General features: G+C 73.7%; 10 protein-coding genes. 1 reads left to right on the forward strand and 9 read right to left on the reverse strand.

Going from position 1 to position 15,814, the window contains the following annotated elements; translation table 11 throughout:
• Window positions 1-42: 42 nt before the first annotated feature.
• On the reverse strand, window positions 43-534 hold the full coding sequence (locus PS271_RS08245) for a DUF8830 family protein (protein ID WP_398381326.1): 492 nt from the start codon (window positions 532-534) through the stop codon (window positions 43-45).
• 204 nt (window positions 535-738) lie between these two features.
• On the reverse strand, window positions 739-1,839 hold the full coding sequence (proB, locus tag PS271_RS08250; protein ID WP_398386741.1) for a glutamate 5-kinase: 1,101 nt from the start codon (window positions 1,837-1,839) through the stop codon (window positions 739-741).
• A gap of 273 nt (window positions 1,840-2,112) precedes the next feature.
• On the opposite strand from proB, the gene PS271_RS08255 reads away from it, so the two are divergent.
• A complete protein-coding gene (locus tag PS271_RS08255; RefSeq protein WP_398381327.1) occupies window positions 2,113-4,149 on the forward strand; it encodes a CDP-glycerol glycerophosphotransferase family protein in 2,037 nt (678 codons plus the stop codon).
• A 304-nt stretch (window positions 4,150-4,453) separates the two neighbouring features.
• On the opposite strand, the gene obgE is transcribed toward PS271_RS08255, so the two are convergent.
• The 7 genes from obgE to PS271_RS08290 all read right to left on the reverse strand — a co-directional run bounded on the left by obgE (window position 4,454) and on the right by PS271_RS08290 (window position 15,754).
• On the reverse strand, window positions 4,454-5,890 hold the full coding sequence (gene obgE, locus PS271_RS08260; RefSeq protein ID WP_398381328.1) for a GTPase ObgE: 1,437 nt from the start codon (window positions 5,888-5,890) through the stop codon (window positions 4,454-4,456).
• 122 nt (window positions 5,891-6,012) lie between these two features.
• Window positions 6,013-6,267 carry a 50S ribosomal protein L27 gene (gene rpmA, locus PS271_RS08265; protein WP_030366504.1) on the reverse strand — a complete coding sequence of 85 codons (255 nt, stop codon included), beginning with the start codon at window positions 6,265-6,267 and terminating at the stop codon, window positions 6,013-6,015.
• A gap of 14 nt (window positions 6,268-6,281) precedes the next feature.
• Window positions 6,282-6,602 carry a 50S ribosomal protein L21 gene (gene rplU / locus PS271_RS08270; protein WP_030366503.1) on the reverse strand — a complete coding sequence of 107 codons (321 nt, stop codon included), beginning with the start codon at window positions 6,600-6,602 and terminating at the stop codon, window positions 6,282-6,284.
• A 258-nt stretch (window positions 6,603-6,860) separates the two neighbouring features.
• Window positions 6,861-11,078, reverse strand: coding sequence for an Rne/Rng family ribonuclease (locus PS271_RS08275; protein ID WP_398381329.1), 4,218 nt, complete (start codon window positions 11,076-11,078; stop codon window positions 6,861-6,863).
• A 224-nt stretch (window positions 11,079-11,302) separates the two neighbouring features.
• Window positions 11,303-12,088: a TIGR03936 family radical SAM-associated protein gene (locus PS271_RS08280; protein ID WP_398381330.1), complete on the reverse strand. Its 786-nt coding sequence runs from the start codon at window positions 12,086-12,088 to the stop codon at window positions 11,303-11,305.
• A 140-nt stretch (window positions 12,089-12,228) separates the two neighbouring features.
• Entirely contained in the window at window positions 12,229-14,154 is a 1,926-nt protein-coding gene (locus PS271_RS08285) for a TIGR03960 family B12-binding radical SAM protein (RefSeq protein ID WP_398381331.1), read from the reverse strand.
• Between the two features lie 67 nt (window positions 14,155-14,221).
• On the reverse strand, window positions 14,222-15,754 hold the full coding sequence (locus PS271_RS08290) for a CYTH and CHAD domain-containing protein (RefSeq protein ID WP_398381332.1): 1,533 nt from the start codon (window positions 15,752-15,754) through the stop codon (window positions 14,222-14,224).
• Between the last annotated feature and the right edge of the window lie 60 nt (window positions 15,755-15,814).

Raw genomic sequence — 15,814 nt, forward strand, 5'->3', positions numbered from 1 at the left:
GCGGATCTTCACCGGGGATCCGCCCAGCGGACAGGCTTCCGGTCAGAACGGATGCACCCCCACCGGCGTCGCCGGCAGGGGACCGTAGCCCTCGGCGATGCGCTGGTGGTACGTCTCCCGGTCGATGACCTCCAGGCCGACGATCTCCCACGGGGGCAGCCGGGCCGTCGAGCGGTGCTCGCCCCACAGCCGCAGCGCGACCGCCGCGGCGTCGTGCAGGTCGCGCGCCTCCTCCCAGTACCGGATCTCGGCGTGGTCGCGCGCGTAGCGGCTGGTCAGCAGGAAGGGATGGTCGTGGGCGAGCTGTTCGAGCGCGCGGCGCACCTCCGCGAGCGGCGCCTCCGCGCCCGAGACGCTGAGCGTGATGTGCCACAGCCGGGACACTTCCGCGGCTTCGCCCCCGCCCCCGCCCGCGACGCTCGTCAGTGCGCGCGGCTCCCCCACGGCCCCGCGGCCCTGGGCGGAGGAGCCCGCGGCCGTGGCTGGGGGCGTGCCTCCAGCGCGGGGCAGCGCCCCTGGGCGCCCTCGTCTCACCGGCGGCCTCCTTGCTCGCTGCTCCGCGTGCGTACGGCGGAGCGGTGGTGCTGGTCGTCGCTCTCGCATCAAAGTTGACCAGTCTGCGGGCGGTCGCGTGGGGTTTTTACAGAAAGGCCCCATGGAAAGGCTGGACTTACCGCACTGTCCGGCCGCGCCGTGGCGCCGGATCCGTCACCGCTGTGTCGCCGTGGGTGACGCCCGTCAGCGGCGCAGCACGACCAGGTCGTCGCGGTGGACGACCTCGCGCTCGTACTCCGGCCCGAGCTCGCGGGCCAGGTCGCGGGTGGAGCGGCCGAGCAGCTGCGGGATCTCGCCCGCGTCGAAGGCCACGAGCCCGCGCGCCACGGCCCGGCCCTCGGTGTCGCGCAGCTCGACGGGGTCGCCCGCGCTGAATTCGCCCTCGACGCCGGCGATGCCGGCCGGCAGCAGCGAGCCCGTGCCGTCGACCACGGCGCGCACGGCCCCGTCGTCGAGGGTCAGTGCGCCGCGGGGGGTGGAGGCGTGCGCGAGCCACAGCAGGCGGTCGGCGGAGCGGCGCCCGGTGCGGTGGAAGAACGTGCCGGTGGAGCGGCCGGCGAGGGCGTCCGCCGCCTGGCTGGCGGAGGTGAGGACGACCGGGATGCCGGCGGCGGCCGCGATGCCCGCGGCGTCGACCTTGGTGACCATGCCGCCCGTGCCGACGCCGGCCTTGCCCGCGCTGCCGATCGAGATGCCCTCCAGGTCCCCCGGCCCGGTGACCTCGTCGATCCGCGAGGTGCCCGGCGTGGACGGGTCGCCGTCGTAGAGGCCGTCCACGTCGGAGAGGAGCACCAGCAGGTCCGCCCGTACGAGGTGGGCCACGAGGGCGGCCAGCCGGTCGTTGTCACCGAAGCGGATCTCGTCCGTGGCCACCGTGTCGTTCTCGTTGACGACCGGGACCGCGCCCATGGCCAGCAGTTGGTCCAGCGTGCGGCGGGCGTTGCGGTAGTGCGCGCGGCGGCTGGTGTCGTCCGTCGTGAGCAGCACCTGGCCCACGCGCCGTCCGTAGCGGGCGAACGACGCGGTGTAACGGGCCACGAGGAGGCCCTGGCCGACGCTGGCGGCGGCCTGCTGGCGGGCCAGGTCGCGCGGGCGCCGGTCGAGGCCCAGCGGGGCCAGCCCGGCCGCGATGGCGCCGGAGGAGACCAGCACGATCTCCTTCTCGCCGCCGGCCTTGGCGAGCGTGTCGACGAGCGCGTCAACGCGGTCGGCGTCCAGGCCCCCGCCCGCGGTGGTGAGCGAGGAGGACCCCACCTTGACCACGATCCTGCGCGCGGCCGCCACCGCCGCCGCACGGACCCCTTGCTGCTCCCCTGCCCCAGTCACTGCACACACCTCAGGTGATTCGACGGTCGCCCGTCTCTGCCGGGCTGCCTCAGGCCCGCAAATCTACCGCCTGAGATTGTGGTCGTTCGGCCCTGTTTTGCGATGATTGCCGTCACGGAAGATTGCTCCTGGACCAGCCCGCGTCATACGGTCGGTAGTCGACCGTTGCCCAGGCACGGTCCCCCCACCCCCATCAGTCCCCCTCTCGTCCGCCTGCCAGGAGCCCTCCCAGTGCCTTCTGCCGGAACAGCCTCCCGACGTGCCGTCCAGGCCGCGGCGCTGCTCGCCATGCTGGTGTTCTTCGCCACGCAGCTCGTCGGCGCCCTGCTGCCCAGCGTGCCGCTGCTGATCGCCGCCTCCGCGGCGGGGCTCGCCCTCGACCTCTACCTCCAGCACCGTGACCCCGGTCTCGTCGCCGTCCTCGGCAAGGTCCGCTTCGACGTCATGGTCCGGCAGCTGCTGCGCGACATGCTGGTCCTCCTCGGGCTGCTGCGCATCCAGGGCGACGGCTCGCTGCGCGGGTACGCCCCCCTCTTCGTCGGGCTCGTCCTCTTCTACGCCGCGCACCTCGCCTGCCAGGCCACCGCGATCCTGGTCCGGCGCAGCCGCACGCTGCCCTTCGTGACCCGCAACATCGACACGACCGGCCTGCGCCTGACCTCCGCCCCGCCGCGCCTGCTGGCCCGCCAGCACGGCCGCCGGCTGCTGCGCTTCGCGATCCCGGCCACCGCGGGCATGCTCGTCACCGCCGGCACGGAGAAGCCCCTGTGGGGCATGCTCGGCATCGCCCTGGCCCTCCTGCTGGCCGCGGGCGGCACCGTCCACCTCGCGAGCTGGCTGCGGCCCAAGAAGCGCATCGCGGACGAGCAGCGCGCCCTGGAGTGGCTCGACCGCTGGCTGGCCGACTACCAGCCGACCACGGGCATGTACTTCTCGGGCGGCACCACCTCGGCCTACCAGGCCAACATGTGGCTCTCCACGCTCGCTGCCCTCGACGGCAACCCCGTGATCGTGCTCCGCGAGCGCTTCATGGTGCAGAAGATCGAGGCCACGGACGTGCCCATCATCTGCATCCCCAAGGTCGTCCACCTGATGGCCCTGGAGAAGTCCTCGCTCAAGATGATGATCCACCCGGCGAACTCCGGTAAGACCTCGCAGGTCCTGCGGATGCCGTCGATCAAGCACGCCTTCATCAACCACGGCGAGAGCGACAAGCTCTCCAGCTGCAACCCGTACTCCAAGGCGTACGACGAGATCTGGGTCGCCGGCCCCGCCGCCCGCGAGCGCTACCAGCTCGCCGACATCGGCGTCGACGACCGCGACGTGGTCGAGGTCGGCCGCCCGCAGCTGGCCCCGATCCGGCCGTACGCGGGCGCGCCCACCCGCGAGTTCACGACCGTCCTGTACGCCCCCACCTGGGAGGGCTGGGACGGCAACCCCGGCAACACCTCGGTGATGCTCGCCGGCGAGAACATCGTCCGCGCGCTCCTCGCCGACCCCAAGGTCCGCCTGCTCTACAAGCCGCACCCGATGACCGGCTCCGTCGACCCGCGCGCGGGCCGCGCCAACGAGCGCATCCAGGCCATGATCCGTGAGGCCGCCGCGGCCCGCACCGGCGCCCGCCCGGGCCCGGAGGCGGCCGCCGAGCTGGACCGCCGCACGGCCGAGCTGGACCGCCTGACGACGAGCACGTTCCGCGACAGCGCGGACGAGATCGAGCGGATGATGCTCCAGGGCACGCCCGAGGCGGGCCGCGCCGCGACCGTCGAGGCCGCCACCGCCGCCTGGGAAGCCGCCTACTGGGCCTCCCTGCCGGACTGGGAGCACCAGATCATCACCACCGCCCGCCCGGCGCTCTTCAGCTGCTTCAACGAGGCGGACGTGCTGATCAGCGACGTGTCGAGCGTCGTCTCGGACTACCTGATCAGCGAGAAGCCGTACGCCGTCGCCAACACCAGCGGCATGACCGAGGAGGAGTTCCGCGCGAACTTCCCGACGGTCAGCGCGGCGACGATCCTCACGCCGGAGGCCGGCGAGGTCGCCGGGCTGCTCGCGGCCGTCCGCGACCCCCGCCTGGACGGCCTCGCCGAGGCCCGCGCGGAGCTCAAGGTCCAGCTGCTCGGCCCGTCCGACCCGCCGTCGCTGGTCCGCTTCAACGCGGCAGCGCTGGCGCTCGCCGCGGAGGCCGACGCCCGCCGCGCGCGGATGGAGGCTCGCGCCTCCGAGATCCCGACGCAGCGGGAGGCGGATGCGGCTGCGGCGGTGTAACGCCGCGTCAGTCCCGCGCCCCTTTAGGGGCGCGGGGAACTGCGCGACCAGCCACGGGCGGCCTGCAGCCGGCTGACAAGGCATGAGTAAGGCCCCCGGGAGGGAAACCTCCCGGGGGCCTTCGCATGGCCGGAGGCCACGTGCTCCGTCGGCTGCGGGCCGACTCTGGTTGCTCGCGCAGTTCCCCGCGCCCCTAAAGGGGCGCGTGGTGCCGCGCCCCGACCGGTCGCGCCCACGCGGCGGAGCCGCAGATCGACACAGCCCCGCGCCCCTGACGGGGCGCGTGGTGCCGCGGGGCAACCCGTTAGAACGGGTTGAACTCGTCGTACTCGCGGTCCGCCTCGTCCCGCTCCGCGTCGCGGTCACGGCGCCGCTGCGCCGCGGGCCGCGGGGCCTCCAGGCGGTGGTCCTCGCCACGACGGCCCAGCATCTCCGCACCGGCGGCCATCGTCGGCTCCCAGTCGAAGACGACCGCGTCGTCCTCGGAGCCGATGGCGACGCCGTCGCCCGCGCGGGCACCGGCCTTCATCAGCTCGTCCTCGACGCCGAGGCGGTTGAGGCGGTCGGCCAGGTAGCCCACGGCCTCGTCGTTGTTGAAGTCGGTCTGGCGCACCCAGCGCTCCGGCTTCTCGCCGCGCACGCGGTAGAGGCCGTCCTCCTCCAGGGTGACGGTGAAGCCCGCGTCGTCGACGGCCTTCGGGCGGATGACGATGCGGGTCGCCTCCTCCTTCGGCTTCGCGGCGCGCGCCTCGGCGACGATGCCGGCCAGCGCGAAGGACAGCTCCTTCAGGCCGTGCCGGGAGACCGCCGAGACCTCGAAGACGCGGTAGCCGCGGGCCTCCAGGTCGGGGCGGATCATGTCCGCGAGGTCCTGGCCGTCGGGGATGTCGACCTTGTTGAGGACGACGATGCGCGGCCGGTCCTCCAGGCCGCCGTACTCCCGCAGCTCCGCCTCGATGACGTCGAGGTCGGTCAGCGGGTCGCGCTCGGACTCCAGCGTCGCGGTGTCGAGGACGTGCACGAGCACCGAGCAGCGCTCGACGTGGCGCAGGAACTCCAGGCCGAGGCCCTTGCCCTGGCTGGCGCCGGGGATCAGGCCGGGCACGTCGGCGATGGTGTAGACGGTCGCACCGGCCGTGACGACGCCCAGGTTCGGGACGAGCGTGGTGAACGGGTAGTCGGCGATCTTCGGCTTGGCCGCGGAGAGCACCGAGATCAGCGAGGACTTGCCGGCGCTCGGGAAGCCGACGAGGGCCACGTCGGCGACGGTCTTGAGCTCCAGGATGACGTCGCCGGTCTGGCCGGGCTCGCCGAGCAGCGCGAAGCCGGGCGCCTTGCGGCGGGCCGAGGCCAGCGCGGCGTTGCCGAGGCCGCCGCGGCCGCCCTGGGCGGCGATGTAGGTGGTGCCCTCGCCGACGAGGTCGGCCAGGACGTTGCCCTTGGCGTCCAGGACGACGGTGCCGTCCGGGACGGGCAGGACGAGGTCGGAGCCGTCCTTGCCGGAGCGGTTGCCGCCCTCGCCGGGCTTGCCGTTGGTGGCCTTGCGGTGCGGGCTGTGGTGGTACTCGAGCAGCGTGGTGACGGACTGGTCCACGACCAGGATCACGTCACCGCCACGGCCGCCGTTGCCGCCGTCCGGGCCGCCGAGCGGCTTGAACTTCTCCCGGTGCACGGAGGCGCAGCCATGGCCTCCGTTACCCGCGGCGACGTGCAGCTCGACGCGGTCCACGAAGGTGGTCATAGCAGTGTGCCTCCAGATACGTACAGGGGGGATGTCTCTAGTTGTAACGCAGCGAGGGCGGCCCCGCTTCCCCGCAGGGAAGGGAGGTCCGCCCTCGCTTATCGCTCTACGGAAGCCTTGGGTCAGGCAGCCGGAACGATGTTGACGACCTTGCGGCCACGGTGGGTGCCGAACTGCACCGCACCGGCCTCAAGCGCGAACAGGGTGTCGTCGCCGCCGCGACCGACACCGGCGCCCGGGTGGAAGTGGGTGCCGCGCTGGCGGACCAGGATCTCACCGGCGTTGACGAGCTGACCGCCGAAGCGCTTCACGCCGAGCCGCTGAGCGTTGGAATCGCGACCGTTCCGGGTGGACGATGCGCCCTTCTTGTGTGCCATGTCTCCTCAGTCCCTTACTTCGCAGCCGTGGGGATGCCGGTGATCTTCACCGCGGTGTACTGCTGGCGGTGACCGATGCGCTTGCGGTAACCGGTCTTGTTCTTGTACTTCAGGATGTCGATCTTGGCACCCTTGTGGTGGTCGACGATCTCGGCCGAGACCTTGATGCCGGCCAGGACCCACGGGTCGCTGGTGACGTTCTCGCCGTCGACGACGAGCAGCGTCGAGAGCTCGACCGCGTCGCCCACCTTGCCGGTGGAAATCTTGTCAACCTCGACGATGTCGCCGACAGCAACCTTGTGCTGGCGACCGCCGCTACGCACGATTGCGTACACGCGGATCTCACTCTCTCGCTAGTAAAGGGAACCTCTGATGCCAGCCGCTCGCACGGGCCGGGGCCCGCGACTGTCCGAGTGGACGAGCGGCCTCTCCCGGCGGGCCGGGAGGGGTTTGCTCAGTGGCGTGGTGTCGTAACAGACACCGACCGTCAAGATTACGTGCCCTTGACGAACGGGTCAAACCGGCCGATCACCGGTGCGGCGGGAGTCATGCGCTGACCTCAGCGCGCTCCTCCCGCCGCAACGGGGCGTCGCTCAGTCCTCCGCGGAGGCAACCGCCTCCGCCGCCTTCTTCGTCGCCCGCTTGGCCGGGGCCTTCTTGGCCGCCGTCTTCGTGGCGGTCTTCTTGGCCGCCGGCGTCGCGGCCTTCTTGGCGGTCGTCGTCTTCTTGGCCGCCGTCTTCTTGGCGGCGGCCTTCTTCGCCGGAGCCTTCTTCGCGGCCGTCGCCGTCTTCTTGGCGGCCGTCTTGCGGGCGGTCTTCTTGGCCGGGGCCGCGGCCTCGGCCTCCTCGACGCCCTCGGGGACGACGCCCTCGGAGACGGGCTCGGCGACCGGCGCGGCGGCCTCGGCCGCCTCCGGTGCCGGCTCGGCCGCGGCCGCGGCCGGGACGACCACGACAGCCGCCTCCGCGTCCGACGGCGACCCCGCCGGAGCCGAGGCCCTGCGGGTCGCCCGGCGGCGCGGACGCGCCGGAGCGGCCGGAGCCGCCTCCTCCACGGGCTCGGCGACCACGACGGCAACCGGCTCCTCGACGGGCTCGGCGACGGCCACCGGCTCGGGCACCGGCACCGGCGCCTCCACCACGACCTCCGCCGGAGCCTCGGCCGCCCGCGGCGCACCCGCCGGAGCGGACGCCTTACGGGTCGCCCGGCGGCGCGTACGGCCGCCGCGCTTGGCCGCGGACTCCGCCTCGGCCGCGCTGCCGAACCACTCCTCGTCACCGCCGACGGCCGGCTGAAGCTCGGCCTCGGTCACGGCGACGGGCTCCAGCTCGGGCGCCTCGTGAGCCTCGGCGGCCTCCTCGGCCGACGGGGCCTCCTCCGCGGCCGGAGCCGCGGCCACGGCGGCCTCGTGCACGTGCTCGTGCCCGGCCTTGCCCTTCTTCTTGCCGCGCTTGCCGCCGCCACCGCCGCCGACCGACGCCGGCTGGTCCATGTGGACGATGACGCCGCGGCCGTTGCAGTGCACGCACGACTCGGAGAAGGACTCCAGCAGGCCCTGGCCCACCCGCTTGCGGGTCATCTGGACCAGACCCAGCGAGGTCACCTCGGCGACCTGGTGCTTCGTACGGTCCCGGCCCAGGCACTCCAGCAGGCGCCGCAGCACCAGGTCCCGGTTGGACTCCAGCACCATGTCGATGAAGTCGATCACGATGATGCCGCCGAGGTCGCGCAGCCGCAGCTGGCGCACGATCTCCTCGGCCGCCTCCAGGTTGTTCCTGGTGACCGTCTCCTCCAGGTTGCCGCCCTGGCCGGTGAACTTGCCGGTGTTGACGTCGACGACGACCATCGCCTCGGTCCGGTCGATCACGAGCGAGCCGCCGCTCGGCAGCCAGACCTTGCGGTCCAGCGCCTTCATCAGCTGCTCGTCGATCCGGTACGTGGCGAAGACGTCGACGTCCGACGTCCACTTCTGCAGCCGGTCGGCCAGGTCGGGCGCGACGTGCGAGACGTAGCCGTGGATGGTCTCCCAGGCCCCCTCGCCGCTGACGATGACCTTGGAGAAGTCCTCGTTGAAGATGTCGCGGACGACGCGGACGGTCATGTCCGGCTCGCCGTAGAGCAGGCTCGGCGAGCTCGTCGAGATCTGCTTCGCCTTCTTCTGGATGTCCTCCCACTGCGCCTGGAGACGCTCGACGTCACGGCGCAGCTCGTCCTCGCTCGCACCCTCGGCGGCGGTGCGCACGATGACGCCCGCGTCCTCGGGGACGATCTTCTTGAGGATGGTCTTCAGGCGCGCCCGCTCGGTGTCGGGGAGCTTGCGGCTGATGCCGGTCATCGAGCCCTCGGGCACGTACACGAGGTAGCGGCCGGGGAGGGAGACCTGGCTGGTCAGACGCGCGCCCTTGTGCCCGATCGGGTCCTTGGTGACCTGGACGAGCACGGACTGGCCGGACTTCAGCGCGGTCTCGATGCGGCGCGGGCCGTTGCCCATGCCGAGCGCCTCGAAGTTGACCTCGCCGGCGTACAGGACGGCGTTGCGGCCCTTGCCGATGTCGACGAAGGCGGCCTCCATCGAGGGCAGCACGTTCTGGACCTTGCCCAGGTAGACGTTGCCGACGTAGCTGGTGGCCTGCTCCTTGTTGACGAAGTGCTCGACGAGGACGTTGTCCTCCAGCACGCCGATCTGGGTGCGCTCACCGCTCTGGCGGACGACCATGACGCGCTCGACGGCCTCGCGGCGCGCCAGGAACTCGGCCTCGGTGATGATCGGCACGCGGCGGCGGCCCTGCTCGCGGCCCTCGCGGCGGCGCTGCTTCTTCGCCTCCATGCGGGTGGAGCCCTTGATGGACTGCACCTCGTCGAAGCCGGTGCCGGGCTCGCGCTCCTCGCGCTTGCGGGGCTCGCGGACCTTGACGACCGTGCGCTCCGGCTCGTCGGCGCCCGGCTCGGTGTCGACGGCCTCGCCGCTGCGACGGCGGCGGCGACGGCGGCGACGGCTGCCGGCCGTGCCCGCGCCGGCGGCCTCCTCGTCCTCCTCGGGCTCCTCCTCGCGGGCCTCGGCCTCTTCGGCCTCCGGCTCCTCCTCGGACTCGCCCTCGGCCTCGGCGGCCTCGCCACGGCGGCGGCGACGGCCGCCCCGGCGACGGCGGCGGGAGGGGCGGTCGCCCTGCTCCTCGTCCTCGGCGGCGGCCTCGGCGGCCTCCTCGGACTCGGCCTCGGGCTCCTCCTCGGCGACGACCGGTGCGGCCTCGGCCTGCTCGGTCTCGGCGGGCTCGCCGCGGCGGCGGCGACGGCGACGGCCGGCGGCGGGCGCCTCGGCGACGGCGCGCTCCTCCTCGGCCTCGGCCGGCTCCTCCACCACGGCGGCCGCGGCGGCGGCAGCGGCGGCGGTCTCCGGGGTCTGGAACATCGGCTCGGTGAAGACGGGCGCCTGGAAGACGGCCGTCGGGGGGCGCACGGCGCGGCGGCGGCCCCGCGCGGGGGCGGCGGCCTCCTCCGGTGCGGGGGCGGCGGCCTCGCGGGCGCGGCTCGCCTCCTTCGCGGCCTCCAGCGCGGCGGCGGCCTGCTCGGCGTCACCGGCGGCGACACGGCGGCGCGAGCGCCCACGGGCGGGGGCCGGCTCGGCGGCGGCCTCGGCGGGCTGCTCGGCGGCGGGTGCCGCGGCGGGGGCGGTGGCCCGGCGGCGGGTACGTCGGCCACGGGGCTCGGCGGGAGCCTCCTCGGCCTCGGCGACCGGCTCGGCAACGGCTTCCGGCTCGGCCTCAGCGGCCTGCGGGGCGCCCGCCGGGGCGGTGGCCTTACGGGTGGCACGACGGCGCGGGCGGGCCGGGGCGGTGGTCTCGGCGGCCTCGGGGGCGGCCTCGGGGGCGGCCTCGGCGACCGGAGCCTCCACGGGCTCGGCAGCAGCCTCGGTCACGGCCTCGGCAGCCTGCGGCGCACCCGCCGGAGCGGACGCACGACGCACGGCACGACGACGCGGACGCGCCGGAGCGGCCGCGGCCTCCTGCGGCTCCTCGGGCTCGGCGGCGACCGGGGCGGCGGCCTGCGCGGGCGCCTCCACGACGGCCTCGGCCTGCGGCGCACCGGCCGGGGCGGAGGCGCGGCGCACGGCACGGCGGCGCGGACGGGCCGGGGCGGCGGTCTCGGCGGCCTCCGGGGCGGCCTCGGCGACCGGAGCGGGCTCAGCAACAGCCTCGGTCACGGCCTCAGCGGCCTGCGGCGCACCCGCCGGAGCGGACGCACGACGCACGGCACGACGACGCGGACGCGCCGGAGCGGCCGCGGCCTCCTGCACCTCCGCGACCTCTTCGGCCTCCTCCGCGACGGCGGCGGCGACGGCCGGCTCAAGCGGCTCGACGACGGCCTCGGCGCCCTTCGGGGCGCCCGCGGGGGCAGTGGCCTTACGGGTGGCACGGCGGCGCGTACGGGGAGCGGGCTCCACGGCGGGCTCCTCGACGGGCTCGGAAGTCAGGGCGACGGGCTGCGGGGACTCGGCCACCTCGGGGGCGGTCTCCACGGCGGGCTCGGCGACCTCGGGGGCGCCGGCGGGGGCCGTGGACTTGCGGGTCGCACGGCGGCGCGGGCGCGCGGGCGTCGAAGGAGCGGCCGGGGCCTCGGCCTCCGGCGCGGGGGTGGTGGCCTCAGCCGCGGGTGCGGCGGCCTCGGGGGTCCCGGCGGCACCGGCCGGCGGGCCCGCGGGGCGGGAAGCCGCACGGCGGCGGCGACGTGCCGGCAGGGTGTCGCCGGGTCCGTTGTCGGTGGATTCGGTCCCGGCAGGGCCGGGCTCAGTGGGCTCAATGGATTCGAGCATGCGGGCGGTTCTCCCGTCACGCTCCCGGGCGCCGCGCCGGTTCCGGCCCGCCGGTCCGCGTGATGAGCGCGGTACCGCCGTCCGGGGCGCGGTCGCCGCACGGGAGCTGTCGTCTCGCTCGCCGGGCCCGAATCTTGTCCTCGGGACCGGCGAAAGTCTCCTGGTCAGTGCGCCTGCCGCACCGGGTGGCTCCCTGGTGTCCGGCGGCGCTTCGACGGCCGTCCTTACGCGGAACCTTCCGGCACCTGCGCGCCGCCGGCGGGGCTCGGCCCGGCGGCCGTGGTGGGGAAGGCCGGGGCGGCATCGCGGTCGGGCGCGAGCGGGTCGGTCACCGTGCCGGACTCCTCATCGAGCAGCCCCTGCGCCAGCCTGGTCACCGCAGCGGGGACCGGCGGCGCCAGGTCGGCCGTAGCGCGGAGACCGGACAGGACGTCGTCGGGTCGAACGGCGGGTGTGGCGTGCCGAACAACCAGCCGCAGTATCGCACAGGGACCGTCGCCGGGCCTATCGGCCGCCGCGTCCCGCGCCTCGAGCCGGACCACGGCGCCACGTGCGTCGAAGGTCCGCAACCCGTTTTTGGTGCGGCGCTGGACGTCCACCTGCTCGGCCGCCAGGAACGCCGCCACGGCGCGCTCGGCGTCCGCGGGCTCCACGCCGTCCAGCCGCAGCTCCCAGACGGAGGCCTCCAGCCGTTCGGCGAAGGAGGACGTCCGGGCCTCGACGGCGTCCGTGACGTCCAGCCCGGCGGGCATGGACTCGTCCAGCAGCTTGCGCAGCTGCTCGACCTCGCGGACCTCGGCGAGCTGGATCTCCAGGTACTCGGCCTCGCTGCCCGTGCCGGTGGGTGCGGCATTGGCGTACGACACCTTGGGGTGCGGGGTGAATCCCGCCGAGTAGGCCATGGGGACCTCGGCCCGGCGCAGGGCCCGCTCGAAGGCGCGCTGGAAATCGCGGTGGCTGGTGAACCGGAGGCGGCCGCGCTTGGTGTAGCGCAGGCGGATGCGCTGCACCGCGGGTGCGGGCGGCGGGCCTTCGGGCTGTCGCTTGCCCAGTGGTCTGATTCCTTCGTGAGTGCGGTCGTACTGCTACCTAGAGTACGTGCCGTGGGGGCCCTGCCAACCCGGCAGGGCCCCCACTAGAACAAGCGTTCCTACTTGACGACGGAGAGCGGAAGCAGCTTCTTGCCCGTCGGGCCGATCTGGATGGACGTGTCCATCTGCGGGCAGACGCCGCAGTCGAAGCACGGCGTCCAGCGGCAGTCCTCGACCTCGGTCTCGTCGAGGGCGTCCTGCCAGTCCTCCCAGAGCCAGTCCTTGTCGAGACCGGAGTCCAGGTGGTCCCAGGGCAGGACCTCCTCGTACGTGCGCTCGCGCGTCGTGTACCAGGCGACGTCCACGCCCTGCTCGGGCAGCGTCCGCTCGGCGCACTTCATCCAGCGGTCGTAACTGAAGTGCTCGCGCCAGCCGTCGAAGCGGCCGCCGTCCTCGTACACCGCGCGGATGACGGCGCCGATGCGCCGGTCACCGCGCGAGAGCAGGCCCTCGACGATGCCGGGCTTGCCGTCGTGGTAGCGGAAGCCGATCGAACGGCCGTACTTCTTGTCGCCGCGGATCTTGTCGCGCAGCTTCTCCAGGCGGGCGTCCGTCTCCTCGGCGGAGAGCTGCGGGGCCCACTGGAACGGCGTGTGCGGCTTGGGCACGAAGCCGCCGATGGAGACGGTGCAGCGGATGTCGTTGGAGCCGGAGACCTCGCGGCCCTTGGCGATCACGTTGACCGCCATGTCACCGATCTGGAGGACGTCCTCGTCGGTCTCGGTCGGCAGGCCGCACATGAAGTACAGCTTCACCTGGCGCCAGCCGTTGCCGTACGCCGTGGCGACGGTGCGGATCAGGTCCTCTTCCGAGACCATCTTGTTGATGACCTTGCGCATGCGCTCGGAGCCGCCCTCGGGGGCGAAGGTCAGGCCGGAGCGGCGGCCGTTGCGCGTGAGCTCGTTGGCCAGGTCGACGTTGAAGGCGTCCACGCGGGTCGACGGGAGGGACAGACCGATCTTGTCCTCCTCGTACCGGTCCGCCAGGCCCTTCGCGATGTCACCGATCTCGGTGTGGTCGGCGGAGGACAGCGACAGCAGGCCGACCTCCTCGAAGCCGGTCGCCTTGAGGCCCTTCTCCACCATCTCGCCGATGCCGGTGATGCTCCGCTCCCGCACGGGGCGCGTGATCATGCCGGCCTGGCAGAAGCGGCAGCCGCGGGTGCAGCCGCGGAAGATCTCGACGGACATGCGCTCGTGGACGGTCTCCGCGAGCGGCACGAGCGGCTGCTTCGGGTACGGCCACTCGTCCAGGTCCATGACGGTGTGCTTGGACACGCGCCACGGCACGCCGGACTTGTTGGGCACGACGCGGCCGATGCGGCCGTCCGGCAGGTACTCGACGTCGTAGAACGCCGGGACGTACACCCCGCCCGTCTTCGCGAGCCGGAACAGCAGCTCCTCGCGGCCGCCCGGGCGGCCCTCGGCCTTCCAGGCCCGGATGATCTCGGTGATCTCCAGGACGGCCTGCTCGCCGTCGCCGATGACCGCGCAGTCGATGAAGTCCGCGATCGGCTCGGGGTTGAAGGCGGCGTGGCCGCCGGCGAGCACGATCGGGTCGTCGATCGTGCGGTCCTTGGACTCCAGCGGGATGCCCGCGAGGTCCAGGGCCGTGAGCATGTTGGTGTAGCCCAGCTCGGTGGAGAAGCTCAGGCCGAAGACGTCGAACGCCTTGACGGGCCGGTGGCTGTCCACGGTGAACTGCGGCACCTTGTGCTCGCGCATGAGGGCTTCGAGGTCCGGCCACACGCTGTACGTGCGCTCGGCGAGGACGCCCTCGCGCTCGTTGAGGACCTCGTAAAGGATCATGACGCCCTGGTTGGGCAGACCGACCTCGTACGCGTCGGGGTACATGAGGGCCCAGCGGACGTCGCACTCTTCCCAGGGCTTGACGGTGGAGTTCAGCTCGCCACCGACGTACTGGATGGGCTTCTGCACGTGCGGGAGGAGAGCTTCGAGGCGCGGAAAAACCGACTCGACAGTCATTCGCAAGAGGTCTCTCATGAGCGGACGGGGGTGACCCTCAAGGGTAACGTGCCCGGCGAGCGGCCCCTCACGGCTGAAGACCGGCCCGGTAGCGCTTGCGCGACGCCTTCGCCCACACCTCCGGCAGCTCCCGCTCGTCCTGGGCCGCGTGCTGTTCCTCACGCCCGTACAGCAGGCCCAGCGTGAACGTGCTCTCCCCCGCCGCGTGGGCCCGGACCGCCAGCGCGCGCAAGGCCGTACGGGTCATGACCGTGTCCTGGTGGTCGCCGAGGAGCTCCTGGACCTCCTTCATGCGGGACCTGAACCGCTTGGCGGGCTTGCCGAGCGCCGGCACGGCGGCCTCCGCGGCGTAGCGGGCGCGCTTGGCCGCCTTGCGGGCCTCGTGGAGGGCGGTGTCGCGCAGGGGCCCGGGCTCGGTGTCCAGGGCCGTCTCCACGCGGCCGGCCAGCCGCTTGTAGTCGTGCAGGACGGCCCCGGCCAGGACCTCCGGCGCGGGCCGGGCGGCGGCCCGCCGCAGCGGCGGGTCGGTGAGGAGGGCGTCGAGCGCGTCGAGGAGGGCGAGGTAGCGCTCGCCGTCGAGGAGCGCGAGGACGCGCTTGCGGGTGCCCCTGGCGCGGCCGGCCGCGTAGATCCGCAGGCGGGCGCGGACGGGCCCGAGGACGAGCGTGACCGGCAGCCCGGCGAGGCAGGCCTGGAGGCGGGCGGCGACGACCTCGCGGTCCCGGTCCGCGCCGAGCTCCTCGGCGAGCCACTTCAGCTCCGCGCCGAGGGGGTCGGTGACCGTGCGGTCCAGGACGTCGCGGTACGTGCGGAAGGCGCTGCGCAGGCGGCGGGTGGCGACGCGCATCTGGTGGACGGCGTCCTCGGCGTCGCGGCGGACGGCGGTGTCGTACGCGAGGAGGGCGTCGGTCTGGCGCCGCAGGTAGGCGAGGACGTGGTCGCCGGCGGTCCCGCGCTTCCCCTTCTTCTCCTGCTGCGTTGCTTCCTTCCTGCTCCCCGTCTCCTCCAGCGCCCTGGCCAGCTTCGACGGCGCGTCGGAGGGGTGCAGTCCCTCCTTGCGGAGGCGCTTCTCGACGGTGTCGAGGAAGGCGGGGTCGGTGCCGGCGCCGAGCTCGACCTCGAACTCGGTCCAGCGGGCGCTGCGGCCGCCGTCGCCGAGCCGGTCGGCCCTGACCCGGTCGGCGCTGGCCTCGGCGAGGAGCGTGCCCTGGGCGTCGAGGAGCCGGCTGACCTCGCGGCGGGAGCGGATGCGGACGAGCGGGACGAGCTCGGCATGCCGGACGCGGGCCCGGACGAGGGCGGCGAGGGCGCGCGGCACGTCCGGCGAGAGGGGCGCCTGGATCTCGTCCCGCACGCCGGGGGCGACCGGGAGCTTGAGGTGCCAGCCCGCGTCGGAGCCGCCGGTGCGGCGGCGCAGGGTGATGCCGGCCGCGGCGAGGCGCCGGTCCACGGTGTCGTAGTAGACGGCGTCGAGTTTGTGCGTGCCTTCGCCGCTGACGGCCGCCACGCCCGCGACCCGGCTCAGGTCGGGCAGCGTGGCGCCCTCGGCGTGGGGCCCGGCTTCGTACTTCCGCTCGATCTCGCGCAGAGTGTCCGCCATAGTGCGAATGTAGTTCGCTGCCGCCGCGTACGGCAGCCCTCATCGCGCCGTGCTGCGGTC

It is taken from the genome of Streptomyces sp. SCA2-17 (assembly GCF_044336695.1).